The 25,194-nt window shown below is 38.3% G+C and carries 27 protein-coding genes; 19 read left to right on the plus strand and 8 right to left on the minus strand.

Going from position 1 to position 25,194, the window contains the following annotated elements; genetic code table 11:
• Nucleotides 1-13 precede the first annotated feature (13 nt).
• Complete coding sequence (gene lhpI, locus GAB14E_RS19575) at nucleotides 14-964, plus strand: bifunctional Delta(1)-pyrroline-2-carboxylate/Delta(1)-piperideine-2-carboxylate reductase (protein WP_033080733.1); 951 nt, start codon at nucleotides 14-16, stop codon at nucleotides 962-964.
• A gap of 476 nt (nucleotides 965-1,440) precedes the next feature.
• Nucleotides 1,441-1,950, plus strand: a complete 510-nt coding sequence (locus GAB14E_RS19570) for a putative adhesin (protein ID WP_156115651.1) — start codon at nucleotides 1,441-1,443, stop codon at nucleotides 1,948-1,950.
• A 685-nt stretch (nucleotides 1,951-2,635) separates the two neighbouring features.
• Here GAB14E_RS19570 and GAB14E_RS19565 read toward each other — a convergent pair.
• From GAB14E_RS19565 to GAB14E_RS19550, 4 genes are all read right to left on the minus strand, one after another.
• Nucleotides 2,636-3,601 carry a collagenase gene (locus GAB14E_RS19565; RefSeq protein WP_033080735.1) on the minus strand — a complete coding sequence of 322 codons (966 nt, stop codon included), beginning with the start codon at nucleotides 3,599-3,601 and terminating at the stop codon, nucleotides 2,636-2,638.
• Nucleotides 3,602-3,682: 81 nt separating this feature from the next.
• Complete coding sequence (locus tag GAB14E_RS19560; protein ID WP_033080736.1) at nucleotides 3,683-4,912, minus strand: M24 family metallopeptidase; 1,230 nt, start codon at nucleotides 4,910-4,912, stop codon at nucleotides 3,683-3,685.
• 216 nt (nucleotides 4,913-5,128) lie between these two features.
• A complete protein-coding gene (locus tag GAB14E_RS19555) occupies nucleotides 5,129-6,508 on the minus strand; it encodes an NAD(P)/FAD-dependent oxidoreductase (protein WP_033080737.1) in 1,380 nt (459 codons plus the stop codon).
• Nucleotides 6,509-6,743: 235 nt separating this feature from the next.
• Nucleotides 6,744-7,766, minus strand: a complete 1,023-nt coding sequence (locus tag GAB14E_RS19550) for a lipid A deacylase LpxR family protein (protein ID WP_052093435.1) — start codon at nucleotides 7,764-7,766, stop codon at nucleotides 6,744-6,746.
• Between the two features lie 355 nt (nucleotides 7,767-8,121).
• On the opposite strand from GAB14E_RS19550, the gene GAB14E_RS25060 reads away from it, so the two are divergent.
• The 3 genes from GAB14E_RS25060 to GAB14E_RS19540 all read left to right on the plus strand — a co-directional run bounded on the left by GAB14E_RS25060 (nucleotide 8,122) and on the right by GAB14E_RS19540 (nucleotide 10,155).
• Entirely contained in the window at nucleotides 8,122-8,259 is a 138-nt protein-coding gene (locus GAB14E_RS25060; RefSeq protein WP_197061152.1) for a hypothetical protein, read from the plus strand.
• A gap of 284 nt (nucleotides 8,260-8,543) precedes the next feature.
• A complete protein-coding gene (gene efpL / locus GAB14E_RS19545; protein ID WP_033080738.1) occupies nucleotides 8,544-9,119 on the plus strand; it encodes an elongation factor P-like protein EfpL in 576 nt (191 codons plus the stop codon).
• Nucleotides 9,120-9,249: 130 nt separating this feature from the next.
• The gene (locus GAB14E_RS19540) at nucleotides 9,250-10,155 is read left to right on the plus strand and encodes a M14 family metallopeptidase (RefSeq protein WP_033080739.1); all 906 of its coding nucleotides are present in this window, start codon (nucleotides 9,250-9,252) and stop codon (nucleotides 10,153-10,155) included.
• A gap of 152 nt (nucleotides 10,156-10,307) precedes the next feature.
• On the opposite strand, the gene GAB14E_RS19535 is transcribed toward GAB14E_RS19540, so the two are convergent.
• Nucleotides 10,308-11,483, minus strand: a complete 1,176-nt coding sequence (locus GAB14E_RS19535) for a flagella assembly protein FlgT (protein WP_033080740.1) — start codon at nucleotides 11,481-11,483, stop codon at nucleotides 10,308-10,310.
• Nucleotides 11,484-11,725: 242 nt separating this feature from the next.
• Here GAB14E_RS19535 and GAB14E_RS19530 point away from each other — a divergent pair, with 242 nt between their 5' ends.
• Entirely contained in the window at nucleotides 11,726-12,370 is a 645-nt protein-coding gene (locus GAB14E_RS19530) for a FlgO family outer membrane protein (RefSeq protein WP_033080741.1), read from the plus strand.
• A 93-nt stretch (nucleotides 12,371-12,463) separates the two neighbouring features.
• Nucleotides 12,464-12,931, plus strand: coding sequence for an LPP20 family lipoprotein (locus tag GAB14E_RS19525; RefSeq protein WP_033080742.1), 468 nt, complete (start codon nucleotides 12,464-12,466; stop codon nucleotides 12,929-12,931).
• Nucleotides 12,932-13,035: 104 nt separating this feature from the next.
• On the opposite strand, the gene flgN is transcribed toward GAB14E_RS19525, so the two are convergent.
• From flgN to flgA, 3 genes are all read right to left on the minus strand, one after another.
• Nucleotides 13,036-13,482 carry a flagellar export chaperone FlgN gene (gene flgN / locus GAB14E_RS19520; protein ID WP_033080743.1) on the minus strand — a complete coding sequence of 149 codons (447 nt, stop codon included), beginning with the start codon at nucleotides 13,480-13,482 and terminating at the stop codon, nucleotides 13,036-13,038.
• A gap of 49 nt (nucleotides 13,483-13,531) precedes the next feature.
• Nucleotides 13,532-13,840, minus strand: a complete 309-nt coding sequence (gene flgM, locus GAB14E_RS19515; RefSeq protein ID WP_033080744.1) for a flagellar biosynthesis anti-sigma factor FlgM — start codon at nucleotides 13,838-13,840, stop codon at nucleotides 13,532-13,534.
• Between the two features lie 163 nt (nucleotides 13,841-14,003).
• The gene (gene flgA / locus GAB14E_RS19510) at nucleotides 14,004-14,696 is read right to left on the minus strand and encodes a flagellar basal body P-ring formation chaperone FlgA (protein ID WP_033080745.1); all 693 of its coding nucleotides are present in this window, start codon (nucleotides 14,694-14,696) and stop codon (nucleotides 14,004-14,006) included.
• 206 nt (nucleotides 14,697-14,902) lie between these two features.
• Between flgA and GAB14E_RS19505 the strand changes: the two genes are divergently transcribed.
• The 12 genes from GAB14E_RS19505 (at nucleotide 14,903) to flgJ (ending at nucleotide 25,177) form a co-directional block, all read left to right on the plus strand.
• Nucleotides 14,903-15,832, plus strand: a complete 930-nt coding sequence (locus GAB14E_RS19505) for a chemotaxis protein (protein WP_033080746.1) — start codon at nucleotides 14,903-14,905, stop codon at nucleotides 15,830-15,832.
• 97 nt (nucleotides 15,833-15,929) lie between these two features.
• On the plus strand, nucleotides 15,930-16,760 hold the full coding sequence (locus GAB14E_RS19500) for a CheR family methyltransferase (RefSeq protein WP_033080747.1): 831 nt from the start codon (nucleotides 15,930-15,932) through the stop codon (nucleotides 16,758-16,760).
• 148 nt (nucleotides 16,761-16,908) lie between these two features.
• The gene (gene flgB, locus GAB14E_RS19495; protein WP_033080748.1) at nucleotides 16,909-17,307 is read left to right on the plus strand and encodes a flagellar basal body rod protein FlgB; all 399 of its coding nucleotides are present in this window, start codon (nucleotides 16,909-16,911) and stop codon (nucleotides 17,305-17,307) included.
• A gap of 2 nt (nucleotides 17,308-17,309) precedes the next feature.
• A complete protein-coding gene (flgC, locus tag GAB14E_RS19490) occupies nucleotides 17,310-17,741 on the plus strand; it encodes a flagellar basal body rod protein FlgC (protein WP_033080749.1) in 432 nt (143 codons plus the stop codon).
• Nucleotides 17,741-17,881 carry a flagellar basal body rod protein FlgC gene (locus GAB14E_RS24705; RefSeq protein ID WP_414734051.1) on the plus strand — a complete coding sequence of 47 codons (141 nt, stop codon included), beginning with the start codon at nucleotides 17,741-17,743 and terminating at the stop codon, nucleotides 17,879-17,881. The genes flgC and GAB14E_RS24705 overlap by 1 nt, the downstream gene beginning before the upstream one ends.
• A gap of 51 nt (nucleotides 17,882-17,932) precedes the next feature.
• Nucleotides 17,933-18,625 carry a flagellar hook assembly protein FlgD gene (locus GAB14E_RS19485; protein ID WP_033080750.1) on the plus strand — a complete coding sequence of 231 codons (693 nt, stop codon included), beginning with the start codon at nucleotides 17,933-17,935 and terminating at the stop codon, nucleotides 18,623-18,625.
• Between the two features lie 156 nt (nucleotides 18,626-18,781).
• Nucleotides 18,782-20,086 carry a flagellar hook protein FlgE gene (gene flgE, locus GAB14E_RS19480; protein WP_033080751.1) on the plus strand — a complete coding sequence of 435 codons (1,305 nt, stop codon included), beginning with the start codon at nucleotides 18,782-18,784 and terminating at the stop codon, nucleotides 20,084-20,086.
• 232 nt (nucleotides 20,087-20,318) lie between these two features.
• Nucleotides 20,319-21,062, plus strand: a complete 744-nt coding sequence (gene flgF / locus GAB14E_RS19475; RefSeq protein ID WP_033080752.1) for a flagellar basal-body rod protein FlgF — start codon at nucleotides 20,319-20,321, stop codon at nucleotides 21,060-21,062.
• Nucleotides 21,063-21,130: 68 nt separating this feature from the next.
• On the plus strand, nucleotides 21,131-21,919 hold the full coding sequence (gene flgG / locus GAB14E_RS19470) for a flagellar basal-body rod protein FlgG (protein ID WP_033080753.1): 789 nt from the start codon (nucleotides 21,131-21,133) through the stop codon (nucleotides 21,917-21,919).
• 39 nt (nucleotides 21,920-21,958) lie between these two features.
• The gene (flgH, locus tag GAB14E_RS19465) at nucleotides 21,959-22,669 is read left to right on the plus strand and encodes a flagellar basal body L-ring protein FlgH (protein WP_033080754.1); all 711 of its coding nucleotides are present in this window, start codon (nucleotides 21,959-21,961) and stop codon (nucleotides 22,667-22,669) included.
• Nucleotides 22,670-22,800: 131 nt separating this feature from the next.
• Entirely contained in the window at nucleotides 22,801-23,892 is a 1,092-nt protein-coding gene (locus GAB14E_RS19460; RefSeq protein ID WP_033080755.1) for a flagellar basal body P-ring protein FlgI, read from the plus strand.
• Between the two features lie 145 nt (nucleotides 23,893-24,037).
• Nucleotides 24,038-25,177 carry a flagellar assembly peptidoglycan hydrolase FlgJ gene (gene flgJ, locus GAB14E_RS19455; protein ID WP_033080756.1) on the plus strand — a complete coding sequence of 380 codons (1,140 nt, stop codon included), beginning with the start codon at nucleotides 24,038-24,040 and terminating at the stop codon, nucleotides 25,175-25,177.
• The last annotated feature ends 17 nt before the right edge of the window (nucleotides 25,178-25,194 follow it).

The following is a 25,194-nucleotide window of genomic DNA, read 5'->3' on the forward strand; positions in this document are numbered from 1 at the left end:
ATAAGAGTAAAGAATGAAAATTATTAGCGCACAACAAGTTCACCAAAACCTTAACTTTGTCGAGTTAGTCCCGTTATTAAAAAATAGCTTCAGCAAACCTTTTCATATGCCACAGCGTCAAGTATTTAGCTTAGCGCCAGAAGACAATGACAACCATGATGCTTTTGCCTTATTGCCTTCATGGAATGATAAAGTAATTGGCAACAAAGCTTTTACTTATTTTCCAGACAATGCTGCTCAGCATGACTTACCTGGTTTGTTTTCTAAAATTATGTTGTTTAAACGCCAAACGGGTGAGCCATTAGCATTGGTTGATGGCACTAGTGTAACTTATTGGCGTACAGCGGCTATCTCAGCTTTAGCCAGTCAGCTTCTTTCTAAAGAAGATAGCCAAAATATGATGTTATTTGGCACGGGTAACTTGGCGAGTTATTTGGTTAAAGCACATTTATCTGTGCGTAATCTTAAGCAGATTACTCTGTGGGGGCGTAATAGCGCAAAAGTGAATGACTTGATTGGCGAATTTAGCGCATTGTACCCAGAGATTACTTTTAAGGCCAGTGTTGATATTAGTGTAGAAGTTACTAATGCAGATATTATTTGCTGTGCTACGGGCGCTAAAACGCCATTATTTGACGGTAATCTTGTTAGTGCGGGTACTCATGTCGATTGTTTAGGTAATCACATGAAAGATGCCCGTGAGTGCGATACTACAACAGTAACTCGCGCTAGAGTATTTGTTGATAGCCTAACTAACACTTTAAATGAAGCGGGTGAATTACTAATGCCTATCGCTGAAGGCGCTTTTAACAAAGACGATATTGTTGGTGAATTAGCTGATATGTGTAGAACGCCATCATTGTTGCGTCAATCAAATGATGAAATAACGTTATTCAAATCTGTTGGTACCGCAATAAGTGACTTAGTTGCTGCACATCGCGTAGTAGAAAAGTTAGCTGACTAGTTTATTATTATTTTTCTTTAGCAACTTAGTCTGTTTAGTCAGCTTCGCTAGTCAAAGTTCAACATTATTAATGATAAATAAAAAAGGCGCTACCTTCATTAAAGGTAGCGCCTTTTTTATGAACAGTATTTTATGCTGTGCACATATTTACTCATGTGAATACATATTAGTAGTCACATTGTTTCAATAATAGGAGAGAGTGTAGTCAATAATGGTGGTTGACGTACTCCTTGATATTAAAGAGGACTTTGTGCGCTAGCTGACATTAGCAACAAGGATGTTTTCTAATGGACAACTTCTTTACTGTTTAATAATAAACTGACTAATGATTTGGTGAGATTTGTAACTTTTGTGTTAATTCAGTATAAAATTTTATTCCGCTTTACCTCTCTAGCTTGCCTTGAATGTTGTATGATATTTGCTCTCATCATCACACTTTAATTGTGATGAACGATAAGTATCTAAAAAGGAGCATAATGATGACAATAGTTTATCTTCACGGACATGGTAGTTGGAAACCATCAATGGGCTACACAAAAGTACCCTCAAATTGTTCACTAACCTTTTATACCCACTTTGCCAAATTACTTAATGCAACAATGGTAAAACAAATTATGGCAGGTACATACACGAAAACAGAATCAGAACATAGCGCATTTAAGACTGTCCCTAATTTACAGATATCATCTCTCACTCAAGGACAGGTCAATAACGCCCATAGCTGGGGTGGGGGCGTTTCTCCCTATATATTGCATACTTTGCCTGTAGCTCCCAAAACACGTATTTCATTAAGTGATGTCATGGCCAATTGTACTGCAGTTTACGGAAAAAAACTGGATTTTCACTGGCTTTGCTGTCAATCGTTGGGATTGTCTAAAGTGGGTGGGCGAGAATTTGGTTTAAACGCATCAGATCGTACAGCTCAAGCAGGACATAATGGGCAATATCTTTTTAAATGGAAGGATGTCAACGGTGTTCAACAATAAAAATGGGTCAAGAGTAATAATTCTATGCATAAGTAGTTTATTTCAAGAACAATGGAATAGAGTGAAGTATTAGTCTACTAATAGCACTTATTGTACCCGTAACATCTTAATAAAAGACTCAGCCCCTTCTTAAGGTGTTATGTAAATTTAGTTGGTAAATGTTGTTCAATTATTCCATTCATTTATAAATTATTTTAAGATATTAATATTGATCCCCTAATAGAAATGATCAATGCCCTTGTAATAGGGTAAAAATATAAAAATTCTGTTTGATATTTAGAAATAATGAACCTAGCTGGTTTAATTCTTCACTTCCAAAAGTGAGTTTGCGGGTTAAAGTTAGAATGCTTCCCTGTACAGGCATTGTAGTCGGGGCGTTATCCTTATTTTCTGGTGTACGTGGAGCTTATAGAGCATATGACAGTGTAAATTGGCGTCTTTTTTCATGGGGTTGTTACATCATCTGCCTAAATACTCTAAGCCTCATCCCCATAGTTTAATCCTCAAATAGCAAGGGCAGGAATAATTGCTTACCTTCGTTATTGAATTTTCTGCTGAGTAAGATATTAAGGGATTCCAATACGAGGTGAGGCGTTATATAGCCCCTTGTATATTCATTACAATGACGCCAAACAGAGAAAAACCTCTAAGCTTGGCGGTTCATTATATGAAAATTAAAAAAGTATTATGGCGTTGTTTTAGCTGACTTGTCAGCATTAGCGGCAAGAGAGTCTAACCAAATAAACCATTCTTTATCCATTGACGTTGACCAAGATCGCATTAAATCTTGGTAGCCAGTCCAATCACCTTTACGTGATAAAACTAAGCTCTTCTCTACTTCATCTCGATGATTTTCCATCATAAAACGTACAGCTAAATAACCCCAATGGTATACACGCTCACTATCGTTGTTATTGTTATAACTGGTATTAAATAACTCGCTTAATGGGAATTTTTTACTGCCGGCTACTTTTACTGCTTTGCCATTATCTTTGCCCCAGGCAATATACTCAGCAACACCTTCTGACCACCAAACACCATGTGGGTATGAAGCGTTAGGTTTTGGACAAAACTCAGGACCAGCATGGTCATCATGTAAACCATTGCAATAATCACCATAACGGTTAAAGCGGCCATCAAGGTAATGTATATATTCATGGGTTAAATTCCATAAACCACCATTGCGCTCATATGCAACAAACTCGGCATGGTTGCCTTTTTTATCAGGGTAACCCTCTAGGTACATACCGCCATTGTTGGTGGGCATATTAAAATGTGCTGTAGCATATTTTACATACTCTGCATTTGAACTGTAAAAGTTAGCGCGCAGGCTAGTATTATTGTCATTCTTAACTGGTTTATTAAGCGTATTGAATATTTGATGAAATTTTTCTTCTTGGGCAATAAGATCCTTACAAGACTCGGCAATTTTATCACTTGATAAAGCTTGTGAGCGGATGGTAATAGACTTATTACAATGATGAACTTGTGTCAGTATTTTCTCAATGCTTGCCAGTTTCGAGTTATCAGTGGTTTGTATTTTGGCGGGAGTTTCAGCCTGACCGGCCATAACTGAATCGGCAATAAGGTAAGCCCCCAAAGCAAAAGTGCCACTCAGCACTGTGATTATAGCTTTTTTATTATTACTCATTGATACCTCGAATTTTTATTATTTTAGCACTGGGAAAGTTGTTCTACTGAGCATTACACTCAATAGAACGACCTAACTTACTTACTCTTCATAACCAAAAGGGTTGTCAATTGAGTGAGCCGGCTCACTAAACCATTTTGGTCCAGCTTCTGTCATGTAGAAGTGATCTTCTAAACGCACACCAAATTCACCGTAAAGGCATAACATCGGTTCATTAGAAAAACACATACCGGCAGCTAGTGGGGTTTTATCACCACGTACTAAATATGGCCATTCATGAATATCTAAACCAACACCGTGACCGGTACGATGTGGCAGACCAGGCACTTGGTAGTCTGGGCCATAACCTTGCGTTTCGAGATAACCACGCGCCGCTATATCAACTGATTCACAAGGAGAGGTGATTTTAGCTGCCTCGAAACCTTGCACTTGTGCTGTTCTTTCATGTAACCATACAGCGCGTTGTTTCTCACTCGCTTCACCAAACACGTAACTACGGGTAATATCTGAGTTATAACCTTGTACTAAACAACCGGTATCAATTAATACCATGTCGTCAAATTCAAGAGTTTTAGGCTCTTTGACACCATGTGGGTAAGCTGTGTCTTGGCCGAATAAAACAATACAAAAAGATGAACCTTTAGGAGCGCCTAGTTTGATATGAGCCTGATTGATAAAGTTAGTTACTTGTGCAGTAGTGGTGCCGACCGTTAGAATTTTGGCTACGGCGCGGTGTACTACCATAGTCATATCTTTAGCACGCTGTAATAAAGCGATTTCACTGGCAGATTTTATCATTCTACATTCGGCGGTAATGCTCTTGCTACTCGTAAAGCTAAGGTCAAGGTTTTGAGCTTTTGCAGCATTTATCATGCCATCAACAGCGAAGAATGCGGTTGCTTCATCGATGGAAATTGTACCTTGTGCGCAATTATTTTTCTTCAGTACATCGATAACAAGTTCATAAGGTGACTCATGTTCGTGCCAGCTAGCGACTTCAGACTTTATTTGCATAAAGCCTGATAGTGTACTTACTTCGAACCAAGGCGCTATATAAACTAACTCACCTTCTGCTGGTAATATTGCGCCTACTAAGCGCTCTGAAGCATACCAAGCAGTGCCAGTAAAATAGGTCAAATTAGTGCCAGCATTAAGGTATAGGGCGCTGATGTTTTGCTCACGCATTAGTTGTTGCGCTTTCGCGATACGTTGTTGATATTCTGCTACTGAAATAGGTGAAATATCACCTGTCATATCAGTTAATTTACTTAATTCAATTTCGGCTGTGGAGCCACCAATACCAATGGTCATATAACTTTCCTTCAGGACATTTTACTTTGTTTGGGTAATTACTCAAAATTCCAGCAACTAATTAAGCTGAAAAGTAACAAGTGTAGGTATATTGTATACAATTAATTTATTGAAACAAGTGTTAATATTAGGCCATTCTTCACTCTAGACCCTAATGCTGAAAAGGCCTAGTTGAAGCAGGTATAGTTATTAATTTCAGTTAAAACTTATTCTACCCTAAAACCAACGATCTTTGACTTTACCGTACTGGAAATAACTCCATTGACCAACACGTCTTAATGGCGCAAAGGGAAATGTTGTTAATGGTGTTTGGTAAATGGGCAAGTTGGGAACAGTAACTCCAGCAACCATTTGCGCTAAACGTTTACCTGCTTGCACAGAAAAAGATACACCACTACCACAATACCCCATAGCATAAAAAACACTTTGCTGCTCATTTTGATAAATATGTGGCATGTCGTCTAATGACATACACAACCAACCAGACCAAGCGTAATCATATTTTAATGAAACTAGGGCAGGGAAGTTGGATTTTAATACTGAGAGCAATCGATTAGCATAATAGGGGTCTGTAGCATTCTTGCCCGTTATAGCTCCGCGACCGCCAAACAAAATACGATTGTCAGGTAGTTTTCTATAGTAATATTTTAATGCGCGAGTATCCATGATGACATTACTGGTTAAAAAGTTACAAGCGGCTAATTGCTCATCGGTTAAGGGCTCAGTGACAATAATTTGTGATAAAACGGGTAGGGTTTTACTTTTGATTAATGGGTGAAAGTTTTTAGCGGTATAACCATTAGTAGCAATAACGACTTTTTTAGCTGTTACAATACCATTGGGTGTGTGCAATATATGTTTGCTTTGGCTTTGCTGACCAGACTTTTTAGAGTAGTCCTGCTGGATTTTATTTACTGGGCTATCACAATGAATGGTGACACCGGTTTTTCTTGCTATGTCCTGATAACCCCAAGCAAGTTTTAATGGGTTGATGCCAAAGCCATCTTGATATCGAATAGCCCCATAAGCATTTTGATCTGCCATATAATCTTGGTGTAATTGCTCACGGGATAACTCTTGTACGTCATAACCGAACATCTGTTTTTGCAGCGCTGCAGCCTCGAGTAAACTTTTGAACATGCTGGGTTTGTGAGCGACACGAATATAGCCATTGTCTTGAGGATCACAATCAATGCCTTCGTTAATCAAACTTTTGACGGTTTCGACACCAGCGCACATCTCTTGGTAAATACCGCGCATGACTTCTTCTCCCCATTGCGATTGCATGCTTGCGTAAGACTTCCGACCAGAGGATTTTAAAATAAAGCCCGCATTTCGGCCACTTGCCCCCCAAGCGGTGCGGTTAGCTTCTAGTACGGTTGCTTTGATACCGTGCTCTCGTGCTAAATGCAGTGCGGTTGATAAGCCGGTATACCCCCCACCGATAATGGCAACATCTACATTGATATCCTTATTTAGTTGCCCATCATCAGCTGGCGGTTTTCCGGTAGTATTAGCTTCTGTAACAGAAGCCCAATAACTATTAGGGTAAGGCGAATTAGCGGAAATTGATTCATCAAGCAGGGGATCGTACATGTATATCCTAAGTGTTTTTGTGTAATTAATTTATTGCTGTTCATAAGGTTATACCTTATACAACCGATAAATTTAAATCATTAAAAAAATTGCTAAAAAACACTTTCTCGACCTAGTGTCATAGTATTTACTCGATTATTCTTGAATATAGTGCAGCAGGAGTCAATATTGATTACCCTGACGATTAAGACAAGTATTTATTTTTATATAAAAAATAAGGCTTTTGATGAGGAAATTACAAAGCGCAGCTTAAAGTAAGTGAGCCGTAGCTATGCCAAGGTTTGGTATCACTTTGGTAAGTGCGAGTATAGGTATTAAGGCTCCAGGTGAGGGCTAAGTTATCAAGTGACCAAGTGAAGCCTGCAGTTGCTTTCGCTTGTTTATGTTGAAGTTCAACTAATGACTCATAGGGTAAGTTACCTTCAATAGATAAATCATGAAACCGATAACCAAGGGCAAGTCTTGCATGTATGGTTATATGACTATCAGGAATAACTTCCGTTAAATTTCCTATATGGCCGAAGTGACTGCTGAGACGGCCGAAAGAGCTAGAAAGCTCGGTTCCCCAGCGGAACAACAAACCAACAGCTGCTTGGGTCTCTAGATTACCCAAAGCGATATGGCTAAAGCCACTGACATCCCATTGGCTTTGGCTGAAATATGTTTTATTTCTATAGAGTAGGCTGTCGACTTCATAGGCAAATTGTGCGGTTACTTGTTCTTGTACTTGATACTGCCAGCCTTGAGGCATGGTCGAGCCGGTAAAGTTATGTACTTTTGTTTGTACTCTTTCGGCCCTTGCTTTCGGGCCTATTATGCCCAAAGTTAACCAGTTTTTTTGTGCAAAGGATGAGCTGTAATCTGCGGTATGACTTTCTAACTCGACTAAACCAACATAAGGCCTATCATTACTTTGCGAATATGTTATGCCAATATCACTAGGTGTCCACATGCGCTGGGATACTTTTACTCCCCAAGCACTTTGCTTGTTGTTTACCGGTAAACGTAGAACATATTGCCACTGAAGCAATAATGGCATGCTGAGTGTGAGGTGTTGGTGATAAATTTGTAATGGTTTACTTTCCCAAGCTAAAGAAAAGCCATTGGTATAGTTACCATCACTGGCAAATAGGCCATCATTTTCAAGCTGAACACTTAATTGCGCTGCTTTTGTTGGACTTAAAGTGAGTAATGCAATTGTTAATAAAAAACTGACTGAATAATAAGTTTCCTTATTGATAGCAAGCGCTTTAATCATAGCAAGCTCCTATTCCTTCAATACTATATAGTATAGTTCGGCTACATATAGTTGCAGGATATGGGTAGTTTCACTTACTACTTCTTTTGGAATCGAAATATAAACTTTCTTAATGAAACCAATTAAGTGTTGAGAGAATTAATATGAGTCTATTTTTTTTATCGTTTTATTAATTATTATTCAATTGGTTATGTGTGTTCTTGGTGCAGTTGTGTATTAAAAGTTTTACTAAAGTTTATATCCTGATAGATCAGTTTTTTTGCTTCGAAACTTACAAATGAAAGTTATTGTGTAATACTACAGGTGCAGTAACAATTTTTTGGAGGCTATTATGGCCCATGAGGAAAGACGTAATATGTCAAAAAGTACTGATGCTAGTGTAGATAACGTTAATAATGAACAAAAATCAACGCTGGAACAATTAGCCGATGCAAACCATGAAATTGAAGATTTAAAATTACAAATCGCTTGGCTTGAGCGTTCTTACGAGTAGATTTATAGTATTCATTCCATGATTATCAGCACCTATGTGAACGAATAAAAGTACAAAAAAACTCAAAGATTGAAAAGGCAAATATAGCTAATATATTTGCCTTTTTTGTTTTCTATGACAAATATAATGAAAGTCTGCCCGTTATCTTTCATTATGTTTGATCTTTATTGAAATAAATCATGATTCGCTCGATAAGTTATTTGCATATCTATGGGTTCATGCTATTTTCCCTGCATTGTGTTTAAAACCAGTATATTTATAATAAATTCAGAGGACGCCATCTTATGCCAAAGGCAAGTGATATAAAGAAAAATGCAGCGATAGAGCACAATGGTAAAGTGTTAATTGTTAGAGATATTGCCCGCTCAGTACCGCAAGGTAGAGCCGGTGGAAGTTTATATAGAATGCGTTTATACGATGTAGTAACGGGTGGTAAAGTTGATGAAACTTTTAAAGCTGATGATATGTTGAATTTTGCCGACTTAAGTCGTCGTCCATCGATGTTTTCTTATATTGATGGTGATGAGTATGTATTTATGGATAATGAAGATTACACACCGTATAACTTAAATAAAGAGTCAATAGCTGATGAGGTTCTGTTCATTAATGAAGAAACTCAAGGCATTTCTGTCATCATAGTTGATGATTCACCCGTAGCAATTGATCTTCCTCCTAGTGTTGAGTTAGTGATTACTGAAACTGATCCCTCTATAAAAGGTGCATCCGCGAGTGCTCGTACTAAGCCTGCTACCCTTTCTACAGGATTAACGGTACAGGTACCTGAACATATTTCAACGGGTGATAAAATCAAGGTTAATACTGAAGAACGTAAATTTATGGGGCGTGCAGACTCGAAATAAAGTCTCCCTGTATAACGACTAAATGAGTCATCCGTAATCCAATGCCCGAATTTTCGGGCATTTTTTATGGTGACAAAAAATTTTAAAGTAGTAGTTATTATATGGCTACGATAAATAATAAGGTTAAATCATGAGTGAATCAGTTTATTCTATTGGTAAAAAAGGCCAGCCATGGACAAATGAAGAGAACGAATTGTGGCTTTCTAAACAAGACATTAAACGCTCTTATCAAGATGAAGTACTGGCAAAGCTTGAATTATTAAAGTCTTCATTTGATATGATTCAATACGGCAGTTTATCTGTTGATGAAAGCCGTTACCCTTTATATGTTATGCAAAGCAAAAATTGGCAAACGAACAATAAAACCGTGTTAGTAACGGGTGGCGTTCATGGTTATGAAACCAGTGGTGTACAAGGCGCTATACGTTTTTTAGAAACTAATGCTAAGGACTTTAGCGAGCAGTTTAATATTATTGTTGCGCCTTGTGTAAGCCCTTGGGGCTATGAAACAATTAATCGCTGGAATAATAAAGCGATTGATCCAAACCGTTCATTTTACCCTGATAGTCCGGCACAAGAATCGGCAGCACTGATGTCGTTTATCATGGATCTTGATGTCGATATCGCTATGCATATTGATTTACATGAAACTACTGATACGGATAATAGTGAGTTTAGACCTGCACTTTCTGCCCGTGATGCAATTGAACAAAAAAGCTGGAATATACCTGATGGCTTTTACTTAGTTGCCGACTCAACTAAACCTGAAGCAGACTTCCAATGTGCCATTAACCAAGCCGTAGCCGAAGTTACTCACATTGCCCCAGCAGATAATAATGATAAATTGATAGGTGTTGATATTGAGCAGCATGGCGTTATAAATTACGCCGCAAGAGATTTAGGCTTATGTATGGGATTAACCGATGCAGCATTTGTTACTACCACCGAAGTCTACCCCGATAGCCCTTTGGTTGACAATGAAAATTGTATTAAAGCACAAGTTGCCGCAATAACTGCCGCAATAGCGTTTATTTAATACTTAACCTGAAATAAAAACGCCTACTAAGTGAGTAGGCGCTTTATTTTATAAATTGGACTTATCTTTCTATAATCTTTAACTTTCTACAACCTTCAAATACCTTACAATAATCGCATTAATAGTCGGATTCATAGCTGTTATATAGACTATTAATTTTCATAGCGGACAGCTAAATCATCCACTTGAATATTGCCAAATAAGCGTCCATCTGGTGTAGCTGCCGTGGCAGTTTGCCTGGTTAGTTTAGTCACTTTAACTTTATAAGGGCTTAAGTTAAATCCGGCGTAAGATTTCCCTGAGTTATTGGTGAAGTGGGTAAGGTGTAACAAACTGAATTCATCGCCCATTTTTAAGCCATGCTCTCGACCTAAGTTAATGGTAACCTGATTACCTTGCACTTGAATTATTTTGCCTCTGCTCGGCTCACACATAATATTCTCATCAATATCTTTTATCACTTTATCGAGAATATTATCAATCATCAGCCCATATTCACTATGCCAAAAAGCGCTACCACCTACATCGACTTTAATGCGCTTGGTAAATGTCCATGGTGCAGTGTTTTGATAACTGTCTTGCCAAACTAATTCACCATTTAGGCCGTTATATAAATAGAAGTTAATGGCGAAATTTCTTGGGTAAATACCCTGTTGCCAGAATAACCAGCTATTAGTGGCTTGTTTGTCAAAAGAGGTATTAGTGATTTCACTAAACATAATATATTGGCTGTCGGTACTTTCACTTAAAGACTGAGTTAATTGAGAAACTTTATTACTGGCTAAGCTGTTATTAAGGCGTGAAAATTCAGTTTTATTATTAAGAATACTGCTGGTTTTAGTAAAAGCACTTTGAAGATTTAGTTGCTGACCAAGTTTACGGATAACTGCTTTATCAATGAGGTATATCTCACCGACATTAGCTTGCTCTCTATTTATTAAATGGCTGCGTGTTAATAGTAATGATTTTTTAAAGTTTACCGCAAAGCACTTTCGTTCTTGAGGAAATATATCAGCACGAATTGTAACCGTGATTAAGTTATCGCTGTGTACTTCGTCAACTAATTCAATTGAATTAACACTACCGCTTGCTCTGATACTTATCTGATCTTGTGTTAGTAAGCCATTAACCACTTGTTGAACACTTGATACACTAGCGCCAGATACAAGTAAGGCCTTTTTAAGAGCATTCTCCATTGCTTTTGTACGAGCAAGCTCTACGCTTGTATCGTTGGTGCGCGCATGTCCTTGGGTCTCGTACCACTGGCTGTTGGCTGAAAAACTGCATAAAAAACTAAATAGCGATAATTGTATAATGAGTTTGTGCATAGTTACTGTCATATTCCTAATTTAGCTTTATCCCAATTTCATGAACAAGTGGGAGTAGCAATTTTATTGACTTAACACAGTTATGCATTTTTCATGCCTGTCGTATTCTTGTTGATGTCGGCGGTTAATGATTGTTGGCTTAGAATGTGCATTGTTATAAACAAGATCAATCACGAATATGAAAATGAATACAATATCGCAAGTGGTGATAATTGTAGTACTTAGTTTGAAAGGGGAATACCATGAAAAAATGGCTTATACCATTAATTTTACCTGCTTTACTTTCTTGTGAGGCAACTAATGATGATGGCTTTTATCAATTAACTCATAAAGAAAAAGGAGAGATTGATAGCTATGAGCTACCACGTCATGCCATAAATGATGTGGTTAAAGGGCTAGCCTATCAAATGCTAACAAGTAGTAGCTTTGTCAATACAAAAACCCCTGTTGCTGTAGCTTCGTTTGTAGATTTAAAAGATCTTGAAACTACTAACTGGCTTGGTAATCAGCTAGCTGAAAGTTTTGTTCATGAACTTCAACGTCATGGTTTAGTTGTTATAGACTTTAAAACTACGGGTCATATACGGGTAACAAAAGAAGGCGATTATGTTTTCAGTCGTGACTGGCAGGAGCTACCTGAACGTCAGATAATTGACTATGTGGTATCTGGCACCATGGTTGAACAAGAAAATGGTGTTTTAGTGAATGTCCGTATGATTGGCATTCAATCTAAGGTTGTTGTTGCAACCGCACAATCATTTATTCCGGCTTGGGTTTTAGGTGATGAAATGAGCCATAGTGAAAAAGTTAAAATGAGAGACGGTATGATTATTAGAGATAACGCTATGTTGCATAATGATGAACGTGCTGTTGTTATACAGAACTAGCGCTGATTGTAATTATTTACTATGTCGTTATCCCATTAATACAGCTGGTATCAGTATGTTACTTATCAGCTTTAAAACTGTAAAGGAGTATCTATGCATAATTCATTGACTCGAATCATTCTTATTTTGAGCTCACTATTTTTTATCAGTAGTTGCTCTCTCATTTATGATAAACATGTGCAATGGCAAACAGTGAAACCTGAGGTTTTTCCTGTGTTATATGCCACAGGTTTTGCACCTATTAGCATGCAAAAGTCGACACATGAAACTCAGCGGATGTTAATGGCCATTAAAGCGTCAAAAATTGCCGCTTATGCTGAACTTGCTGAGCAAGTATACGGTCAACAAGTTAAAGGGAAGGTAACTATGGCTGACCTACTTATTGAAGAGCAACAGTTAACAGCTTCTATACAGGGGGTTATTCGCGGCGCTAAAGTGATTAAAAGCTATCCGGTAGGAGATGTATATACCACGGAATTACAGTTAAATTTTGAAGATGTATATAATATTTATCAAGCAAATCAGAATAGGAAAGAAATTAAAGACGTAACACATTTCTAGTTTTAAATAAGTATGAATTAAAGGCATTAATCTAATTGATTAATGCCTTTTTTAATTTTAATGATTGATTAGATTAATGTTTAGTTCTTTATATTTAATTTGAGCTATGCTTTTAGCCCTATACTCGAAAGCCCAGCACTTTTCTTGCCTGTACTATCATAGGTAATTGCATTCTTATTATGATTCTCTAACAGACTCGTTTTCATGCGCTCTACAGCGAGTTGAGATTGTTGGATGATTTGACCATTGAGCAAGTTTTTTTGCTGGCAATGTGTTAACAACTCAGTTATTTCAGATAGCTCTTGGCTTAACTTACCTGCCGCTTTATCTTGAGCAAACTGCTGATCTTGGCCAATTTCTTGGTCAAGTTGTTGTATTGCTAACAACAAGGTGTTTTTTTCTTGGCTGATACTAAGCAATGCTTGTGGATCATGTTGCTGCAATATTTGCTGTTCGTTAGCAATTATTTGGGCAAGCGAAGTTAACTGTTGATGTTGCTTTGCTAACAATTCGCTGGGGGTTAATCCCTGAGGTGTTGAGCCTGATAACATAAAGTTTGCCTTTGATTTTACTCTAAATAACGGACTTTACAGTTTATAGCTAAACAAGCTTAAATTCAAAGTTAGCAATGCTGGCAGCTAATTTCTCTGGATTAATTTTATAATCACCAGCGCTTATAGCTTTTTTCAACTCATCGATTTTCTTTTGGTTAACCACAGGGGCATCTACTGCTTTTTTTTGTAACTCATTAAGCTGTTTTGCCTGTGGAGTAATCGACACTGAGTCTTGCCCCGCATTTTTTACTTGAGAATTACTTGATGCAGTTTGAGCAGATTGCTGCTGTACTTGTTTTTGCTGAGTTTGCTGTACTTGATTATTGCTATTCAAGTTATTGATATTTATGGCCATAATTTCATCCTTTAACAATGAAATGATATTTTAAATGGATTCTGTTACCTTGTTATCGGCCATCTGCGTAATAACTTTAGTTAAAAATACATTAAAATATAAATAACATCATGCGTAAGTTAGCCGTAAAATTATTTGCTAACTTCGATTGTATATATTTTGATTATAGATGAATTATTACTTGGTTAATAGCTTTGATACGCGGGGTTATGACTTTATTTGACCGTGTGTTTTTAACTTTAATTTGTTCATTAATATTTCCTGAACTTAAGGCAACCCCTTGAGTTTTGATGGTAAAGGTATTTGAGGAGGCAATAATTGTCACCACATCACCTTTACATATTAAGCAAATACTCTTTTTACTAATCGTTTTACCTTTACCTATGCGTCGCTTTGCTTTGGCGCCAAAAACGATAGCTTTATCGGTTAGTTTTTCGCCACGGATTTTGTTAATGGCAATGTAAGCTAGTTCGATATTACTCTCGTCAAGTTTGTCTCCCTGGCTTATTGTATTTTTTGCAATTAAAACAGCTTTAGTTATTTCAACTTTTGCCGATAAATATATTTTCCATGGTATTGATTCATCGCAACTAATTTTTATATTTACATTTCTAGCACCACTTTTTTCAGGTATATTTGCTGTTAAAGGTATTTTGCACGGTTTAATAATGATTCTAGGGTCTAAACGAGCAATTGAAATACGCACCTTTTCGTCGTCACTAGAAGGGAAATATTTTGCTAAATAAGTTTTTGCAAAACGCTCAATAAAAGCACTGTCTAACTCGGTTGCAGCAACAATTGGCTGCTTAATAAGCAATAATAATGAAAAAAATAAAAAATGTTTGGTATGTCGCATATATTTTGTTATCTATCTATAAGTAAATGCAAAAATTCGTCTATGCTTAACCTAAGTTAGCAGTATGAAATGAGGTTAAATCATGCGTCAACGATCAGGCGCTTAGTGTGATTATCAACTCTATATTTTAAATACAATTCAAGAATTGTGCCTTAAGTGTTTTTTCTTTAAACATATTAAATGGTACGGTGTTACATGAGGTTTATATGGCAGGCATACTCGATTCGGTAAATCAGCGCACGCAACTTGTAGGTGAGAACAGATTAGAATTGTTACTCTTCAAACTTATCGGTAGGCAGCGCTTTGGTATTAATGTATTTAAAGTACGTGAAGTAATGCCTTGTCCGAAATTAACTATATTACCGAAACAAGATTCATATATTAAGGGCGTTGCTCATATTCGCGGACAAACAATCTCTGTCATTGATTTGAGTAAGTCTACCGGTGGGCCTGCAATAGAACAAACAGCAGAAACCTTTATTATCATTGCTGAATATAACCGTAGCGTACAAGGTTTCCTTGTTGCGGGTGTTGAACGAATAGTGACCTTAAGTTGGGCTGACGTCATGCCGCCGCCAGAGGGGGCAGGCAAGTCGAGTTACTTAACCGCGGTAACTGAAATTGATGGTCAAATGGTGTCAATTTTAGATGTTGAGAAGATCTTAAATGAAATTAGTCCAGTCTCAACGGATGTTAGTGAAGATATTATTGATCCAAATGTTGGTGCAAGTCTTGGTGATAAGCTTGTTATGATCGCTGATGACTCAACGGTTGCTCGAAATCAAGTTAGAAGAGCATTAGAGCCGTTAGGTATTAATATGGTCTTAGCTAAAAATGGCCGAGACGCGCTCGATCAGTTAAAGGCTATAGAGGCTACCTGTGAACATAGTATTACTGAAAAAGTTGCTTTAATGATTTCTGACATCGAAATGCCGGAAATGGATGGTTATACCTTAACCGCAGAGGTTAAAGGTAATGAACGCATGGCCAAGATGCCTATTATTTTACATACCTCGTTAAGCGGTGTATTTAATAATGCCATGGTAGAAAAGGTAGGGGCAGAAGATTTTATTCCAAAATTTCACCCTGATGAATTAGCTACAGCTGTAAAAAAATGGCTAAAACTAGACGATTAACGCTTCATTAAAACTTGATAGCCATCGAATAATTTTGATGGCAGCCTCCATTTTTGGATGGATAAGATGAGTACTTCGAAACTAACAGGAAGCTATTGTGTCAGCAAGACAACTTGATGAAAAAAGTTACAACCAATTTAGAACCTTTTTAGAGCAACAATGTGGCATTGTGCTTGGTGAGAATAAGCAATACTTAGTAAAGAGCCGACTAGCCCCATTAATGGCTAAATTTGAACTTAGTTCTCTGGGAGAGCTTGTTACTCGGACACTTTCTCCGGTAGAGCGGCAATTGCGTGCCGCAGTCATTGATGCCATGACCACCAATGAAACTTTATGGTTTCGAGATGATTATCCGTATAAGTTACTTCAAAGTAAATTATTACCAGATTTTGCCAACAGAAGAACCCCGGTTAAAATTTGGTCCGCTGCAAGCTCATCTGGACAAGAACCTTATTCCATTGCGATGTCAGTACTGGAATATCAACAAAAAAATCCGGGTGCATTTCCCCGTGGTGTACAGGTCATTGGTACTGATATTTCAACAACAATGCTCGATCATTGTAAATATGGTCATTATGACAATCTGGCTCTTGCTCGAGGTTTATCCGCAGAGCGTAAGCAGCGTTTTTTTGAAGCGGGTGATAATGGCATGTTAAAGATAAAAGACCAAGTTAAGAAAATGGTAAGTTTCAGGCCGCTGAACTTACTTAATAGTTATAGTTTAATGGGTCGGTTCGATATTGTCTTTTGTCGGAATGTTTTAATATATTTCTCACCGGAAATTAAATCACAAATAATTAGTCAAATTCATGGCGTTTTAAACAATGATGGTTATTTATTTCTAGGTGCGTCGGAATCACTGTCAGGAATAAACCAAGACTTTACTATGTTGCGTTGTAATCCAGGCATTGTTTATCAGAAAAAATAACTGAGCGCTACCTTGGCTAATAGCTATTGTTAATCGTTATTAGCCAATCCCCTACTAAAACCTTCCTCGTTTATACTGCCATTCAATACTTATCTGGCATAAATATTGAATATCACTTACCTATAACGTAAATCGACGTGAGGCTATTATGGCTATAGGATTTGATCAAGGCTTTCAACTACACTCGCAGGGCATGCAAATTCGCTCGCAACGTGCTGAAGTGATCGCTAGTAATATTGCCAATGCAGATACCCCTGGTTACAAAGCTAAAGGGCTAGATTTTAAACAAGCGCTAGCAAAAGCGGCAAATAATCAGCAAATGGGCATGTCACGTACTAATGAAAAGCACTTTGATGTTCGTACCGAACTAAATAATTCTGTCGATTTTCGTGTACCAAATCAACCTGATACTGGCGATGGTAATACCGTAGATGTACAAGTGGAACGAAACTTGTATCTAAAAAACTCATTAGAGTATCAAGCAAGCGTGCAATTTCTTAATGGCAAAATAAAAGCCATGAAGAAAGTAATAAGCGGAGGTCAGTAATTATGAGTCTTTTCAACGTATTTGATATCACAGGTAGTGGTATGAGTGCACAGTCAGTGCGTTTAAATACTACCGCCAGTAATATTGCTAACGCAGATAGTGTTAGTAGCAGTGCAGATCAAACTTACCGTGCCAGACATCCCGTTTTTGCCGCAGCCATGCAAGAAGCTGCCGCAGGGCAGGGAGGTAAGGATGGCAGCGGTGTTGGTGTCAACGTTTTAGGTATTGTTGAAAGTGATAAGCCATTAAATGTTGAATATGCACCTAGTCATCCAATGGCTGATAAAGACGGTTTTATCTATAAGCCCAATGTTAACGTAATTGAAGAGATGACTAATATGATATCCGCATCGCGTTCATATCAAACTAACGTGCAGTTGGCTGAGTCAGCGAAGAATATGCTCAATAAAACATTACAGTTAGGTCAAAGGTAGTGATTAATTTTGTAGGTGAAGAAATTAGCTATGGCACTAATAAGGTGATCTTAGCATTACGCTCTTATCAAACTAATGTTCAACTAGCGGAATCAGCCAAAAAGATGCTGAATAAAACATTACAGTTAGGTCAAAGGTAATGAACCATTTTGATATTGTATTTAGTCTATTGCAAAACGCAGGAGTAGATAATGACATCCGTTACTAATACCAATCCTTTAGATGGGATTCGTTGGCAGGAAGAAAAATATAAAGAGGCTGAGCAGGATAAAGGCATGCTCACCCAGGCTGACTTTTTTGCACTGTTAACTCAAGAGTTAGCGAATCAAGATCCAACTAAGCCCGTTGATAACAATGAAATGATCTCGCAGATGACTGCTTTTTCCACCACTGATGGTGTACAACAACTGAATGATTCTTTTGACAGTTTTTCCAGTTCAATGACTTCTAGCCAAGCACTGCAAGCTTCATCGCTTGTTGGACGAAATGTTTTGGTCGAAGATAATGTCTTTGGCATGGAAGAGGGTGAAAGGGTAAAAGGCAAACTGGTTACCGACAGTGCGGCCAGTAACGTTAATATATATGTTGAAAATATTGCCGGTGAAATTATTCAAACGGTTCCTGTAGGGAGTGTTGCCGCCGGTGGTATTACCTTTACTTGGGATGGTCAAACAGATCAGGGCGAACCTGCCCCCGAAGGCGCTTATCGTTTCCGTATTGTTGGTTTGGTCGACGGCCAAGCCTCTGAAATAGAGGCAATGACATTCCGTAAAGTCGATAGCGTTACTTTAGCCGGTGCTGGCGGTAGTATCATACTTAACCTTAACGGCGGAAGCTCTATGGCATTATCAGATGTGGTAGAGATATCCGATGGGGACAGTTAAATTTTAATGAATTTTATCGTGTAATTAAGTAAAAATATAGGCTTACTTGGCCGAGCATTAAGCGGTTTGTAACCGTGAAGTATTTAAGCTGGTTTACAACACTAGCATTATATTAGTTTTGTTGTTGCCGAACGGAATTTTTAAGAGGATTAAACTATGTCATTTAATATTGCATTAAGTGGGCTAAATGCCGCACAAAAAGACTTAGATGTTACATCAAATAATATTGCCAATGTTAACACTGTTGGCTTTAAAGAGTCTCGTGCAGAGTTCGTTGATGTTTATGCCGCATCATTACTGGCTTCAGGTAAAACTAAAGTAGGTGATGGTGTTTTAACGGCAGATGTGGCTCAGCAGTTTTCCCAAGGTAGTATTCAATTCACCAATAACGCCCTTGATTTAGCCATTACTGGTAATGGTTTTTTTGCCACTGTACCTGAAATTGACAGTTTAGAGACTTCTTACACCCGTGCCGGTCAATTTAAATTAAATGACAGTAATTTTGTTGTTAATTCATCCGGTGGTTTTTTATTGGGTTTTCCAGTCAATGCTGATGGCTCTTCTTCATCGGTTGCGCTTAGTACCTCATCACCAATTCAAATACCGACAGCTTCAGGCGCACCAACACAAACAAGTGAGGTTGATGTTAAGATGAATTTACCTGCGGGTGATGCTATACCCGCTTTTACCTTTGACCATACTGACCCACTAACTTATAACAATTCAACCTCGGTAACCATTTTTGATTCGTTAGGCGACAGCCATGTGATGACTTATTATTTTATAAAGGAAGCAGCGAATACTTGGAACATGTACGCAGCCGTAGATAATCAATTGGTCGATATTCCTGGCGGACCCGTTAATAATGGTGCGGGTATTAACGCCGCACGATTAAGCTTTAGTGCAAGTGGTGATTACAATGCTCAAGATCCCGCTCTAATCCAAACCGCAGCATTAGGCGCGGGGATATTAAGCAATGGCGCCGATCCACTTCAGCAGGTTATTGTCGATTTTAATTTTGATAACACAGGACCAAATTCGAATGAACCAACCCAGTTTGCTTCTAATTTTGAAGTAACCTCGTTAAAGCAAGATGGTTTAGCTGTTGGCCGTTTAACCGGTATTAATATTGGTACTGATGGTCTGGTACGTGCAACTTACAGTAATGGTACCGAGCAGCCTTTAGCACGTATTGCCTTAATTAGCTTTGCCAATAATCAAGGACTCACGCAAGTAGGAAATACTTCATGGAAAGAGAGTATTGTTTCCGGTGAAGCGTTAGCCGGTGAAGCGGGAGCCGGTACTTTTGGTACCATTAACTCCTCGGCATTAGAGCAATCCAATGTTAATTTAACCACCGAATTAATTGATTTGATTTCTGCACAGCGAAATTTCCAAGCCAACTCACGCGCCTTGGAAGTTGATAACCAGTTAAACCAAACTATTTTACAAATTAGATAGTGTTGATAACCGTTAACGTTATTGGTAAAGAGCATATACCTGTAAGTTAATCATAAAGCTGTTAGTGAGGCGTTTTTCTAGACGCCACTAGCAGCTTTTTTATTTTATATACTCCTTATATATCTACCACTAGATGAACCACTTTATTTCTTCCGCTCAACCAATGCTTTTATGATAGCTGGCACCCTCCTTGCATTTACTAGATATAACCTTTTATTTTTGGAAAATCATTATGGATAAGTTGCTTTATATCGCCATGAGTGGCGCTAAACAAAACATGCAAGCCTTATCAATAAATGCCAACAACTTGGCGAATGCTAAAACCACTGGCTTTAAAGCCGATTTAGCACAAGCGCGCAGTATGCAGGCATATGGCGAAGGGCAGCCTTCCCGTGTTTTTTCAATGACAGAACGTGCTAGCCAAAATTTTGACTCAGGCTCAGTGCTTCATACCGGTCGTTCATTAGATGTCGCCATTGAAGGTGATGGTTTTTTTTCCGTACAAGCTGAAGATGGTCAAGAAGCTTATACCCGTGGTGGTCATTTTCGTTTAACCGAAACAGGCGCCTTAGAAACTAATGATGGTGAACTCGTTATTGGTGAAGATGGCCCTATTACCTTACCGCTACCGGTAAATAACATTCAAATTTCTCGTGACGGCACCATCATGGTTCAGCCAGAAGGTGCACCAAGTAGTGTGCAAGAAGAAGTAGGCCGTATCAAGTTAGTGAATCCAGATACTCGTTTAGTTGAAAAAGGCAATGATGGTCTTTTTCGCGCCAAAAATGGTGGGCAATTACTTGCCGATGTTAACGTTAATGTTCTCGGCGGCGCATTAGAATCAAGCAATGTTAATCCCATTAATGAAATGACCGAGATGATTGCATTACAGCGACAGTTTGAAATGCAATTAAAAATGATGAAGACCGCAGAAGAAATTGATGCAAGCGCTGCTTCGTTATTACGTGCTTTCTAAATATTAACAAAAATTAAGAGTTGTTTGTTTTATATTACAAACAGTTATGGCTCAATCAGAGGTGATGTATGAACCCAGCATTATGGATTAGTAAAACCGGTTTAGATGCGCAAAATAAAGATATTGCGGTAATTTCTAACAACTTAGCTAACGCTAGTACTATCGGCTTTAAAAAGAGTAGAGCTGTTTTTGAAGACTTGCTTTATCAAAATATTAATCAGCCTGGTGGCAGAACTGCACAAGATACTGAAGCACCGTCAGGATTAATGCTAGGTGCAGGTACCAAAGTGGTTGCTACCCAAAAAATTCATACTCAAGGTGACATGATCACCACAGATAACGCCCTTGATTTGATGATTCAAGGTGAGGGTTTTTTTGAAATACAAATGCCAGATGGTAGCTCTGCTTATAGTCGTAATGGTCAATTTACCATGGACGATGAAGGTAATATGGTCACCCCAGGTGCGGGTTACCTTATTCAACCACAGGTGACTATTCCTGAAGATGCCTTAAGCATTATTGTCTCTCAAGATGGTGAAGTTTCAGTGACACTGCAAGGGCAGGCGGATCCTGCCGTGGTAGGTCAAATTAACTTAATCAACTTTGTTAACCCAACAGGTCTTCAGCCAGTAGGGCAAAATTTATATATAGAAACTGCGGTAAGTGGCGCGCCACAAGAAGGCGTTCCCGGTCTTGAGGGGTATGGCATGTTAGTTCAAGGTGCATTAGAAACATCCAATGTAAACACCACTGAAGAGTTAGTTAACTTAATAGAAAGTCAACGCGTGTATGAAATGAACTCAAAAGTGATTTCAGCTGTTGATGAAATGCTTAGTTATATTAATCAGCAACTTTAGCAATAATTTTTAAATTTAAAGAATAAATAGGAGGCGGTAATGAAAAGTAAAAATATTTTGAACATACTTAAATTAACTGCGGTTAGCTTACTCATTATGGTTACTACGGCATGTAGTAATACCGTCGAACTAACTAAGGCACTGCCTAACGACCCCAATTTTGCACCCATAATGCCAGAAGAAGAAGAAGAGCGTATTGTGCCATCGGGATCTTTATTTAAGCCTAATTATGTTAATAATATATATTCAGACTCAAAGGCACACCGTGTTGGCGACATTATTTCAGTTATTTTAGATGAGAAAACTCAAGCAAAGAAAAATGCTAAAACAGAGTTGAAAAAGGAGAACTCTACTAAATTAGATGCAGTAACCGGCCTAGGGGGATTACCCGTTACCATTGGTGGTGAGTCATTACAGTTTGGTATGAGTCAGAACTCTCAATTTAAAGGTGACTCAAAAGCTGATCAAGGCAACAGCTTAAGCGGTAATATTTCAGTTCATGTACTGAGAGTTTTACCCAACGGCAATTTAATGATCCGTGGCGAAAAATGGTTAACGTTAAATAATGGCGATGAGTATATTCGTTTAACAGGGGTTATTCGCTCTAAAGATATTAATTCAAACAATACAATACTATCTAATAAAGTAGCCAACGCCCGGATTCAATATGCCGGCACAGGAAGTTTTGCTGATGCTAATGAACAAGGTTGGTTGGCTAAATTTTTTAATAGCACTTGGTGGCCATTTTAGTTGAACGTTAATTTAAGGTCTGATGCAAAATTTTCTATATAAGATATTAAATCAGATCTTAGCGCTAGGATCATGCTCTAGTCATTAATTTTAGATATTAGTTCAACGTATTACTTTAAGGTACAAACCTAATGAAAGCAGTAATTAATACATTTATTCTTTTTTCTTTACTGGCATCAATGTCAATAAGTGCACAACGTATTAAAGATCTCGCTGATGTTGCTGGCGTGCGTTCAAACCAATTAGTTGGCTATGGTTTAGTTGTGGGTTTGCCTGGCACAGGTGAGCAGAGCCCGTTTACCGAACAAAGTTTTAAAACTATGTTGAGTAATTTTGGTATCACCATGCCTGAAAACTTAAAGCCAAAAATTAAAAACGTTGCTGCTGTAGCTGTTCATGCCGAGTTGAGGGCTTTTACCAAAACAGGCCAAACGATTGATGTAACAGTTTCTAGCATGGGCAGTGCACAAAGTTTACGCGGTGGTACTTTATTGCAGACTATTTTAATGGGCCTCGATGGTAACGCTTATGCGGTAGCCCAAGGTTCATTAATTGTTAGTGGGTTAGGTGCTCAAGGTTTAGATGGCTCTCAGGTGTTAGTGAATATACCCACGGTTGGCCGTATTGCTAATGGTGGTATTGTTGAGAGAGAAGTTAAGTCACCTTTTTCGTCTGGTGATCATATTACCTTTAATTTACGTCATTCAGATTTTACTACAGCGAAACGTTTATCTGACACCATCAATGAGTTAATTGAAGGCTCAGCCAAAGCAATTGACGCCACCTCAGTTCAAGTGAGAGCGCCGCGTGATATCAGTGATCGAGTGAGTTTTTTATCTGTGCTCGAAAACCTTGAGTTTGAACCAGCATCGCCGGCAGCAAGAATTATTGTTAATTCACGTACCGGTACAATTGTTATTGGCTCTGAAGTGAAACTACTTGCTGCAGCCATTACCCATGGTGGTATTACTGTCACCATTAATGAAGTGCAAGATGTCTCACAGCCAAATGCTTTTGCCGAAGGCGAAACCGTGGTTACTAATCAATCAGCAATCAATGTTAGCAACTCCGATGCTCGTATGTTTGTTTTTAAACCAGGGGTGACCTTAGAAACCTTGGTTCGAGCTATCAATGAGGTTGGTGCTGGTCCTGGCGATGTTATGGCTATTTTAGAGGCGTTAGATCAAGCGGGCGCAATACGCGGTGAGCTAATTATCATTTAATTTATTATGTAACTTGTCGCTATATCACTTAACTTAAGCGTCAAAGTACTGGTTGATAGTTATCAACTCCATGCATTTCACTTTAATTTGAGCGATACAGCTTAAAGTTAAATAATAAATACGTTAACTACAGGTTATTAATATTATGGATATCAATTCAAGCCAAAATCATAACTTTGATCAAGCGCGTAATGCCCTTGACCTTAATGGTTTGAATGCAATTCGTGAACAATCTCGAGCAACCGATGGTGAAGCTAAAAAAGAGGCGTTAAAAGAAGCGGCGCAACAATTTGAAGCCATCTTTATGAGAATGCTGCTTTCAAGTATGCGTAAAGCACAAGACGTACTTGAGTCTGACAGCCCTTTTAATTCTGAATCAACAAAATTCTACCGCGATATGCATGATCAGCAAATGGCGGTTGAACTCTCTTCCAATGGCTCGTTGGGCTTAACTGATTTAATTGTTAGACAACTGGGCGGTGACAGTGGCGATTTCAAACCTAGCTCTGTGCTGCGTAATGATGGTAATTTGACAGTAACCAGCAATGCTGATGATAAAAGCAATAACAAGAATAAAGCGAATACAAACAAGCAACATAACTCTTTAGTTGAGAAAATGTTAGGGCATAAGAACCAAATTAAGCCTGATATTGATATACCTTTCGCCGGAAATTACCAAGCGCAAAGCATTACTAGTGCCCAAGCGAGCAGTGCCGCAAGCCAGTTTACTTTACGTGAATTAGACAAAAAATCTAATAAAGATGTTAGCCAATCCCAAAGCGTCAATAGTTCAGCACTTGTATCAGAGCATAACTTTAATGAACCAAAAGGCTTTGTCAGTGCTTTAATTGCACCAGCCCAAAAAGTTCAACAAACCTTAGGTGTGCCTTTTGAAGTGGTTATTGCCCAAGCAGCACTTGAAACCGGTTGGGGACAAAAGATAATTAAAGGCCAAGATGGTACTAGCTCAAATAACCTCTTTAATATAAAAGCTGACTCTCGCTGGTCTGGCGATAAAGTGACCAAAGAAACCCTCGAGTTTGAGCAAGGCGCTATGGTCAAAAAAGCAGAGCCATTTAGAATGTATCAATCGATAACCGACAGCGTTAATGATTACATAAACTTCCTCTCAACTAGCGAACGCTACCAAGATGCATTGCAAGACTCCGGCAATGTGGAACACTTCCTGCAAGGTTTACAGAAAGCAGGTTACGCAACTGATCCTCAATATGCCGATAAAATACTCGGTACCTTGAAAACCGTTACTAACCTTTTAGCTAAGTAAATTATCCAAGTAAATTA

Origin of the sequence: Colwellia psychrerythraea (assembly GCF_000764185.1) — a bacterium.
Taxonomy (GTDB): Bacteria; Pseudomonadota; Gammaproteobacteria; order Enterobacterales; family Alteromonadaceae; genus Colwellia; species Colwellia psychrerythraea_B.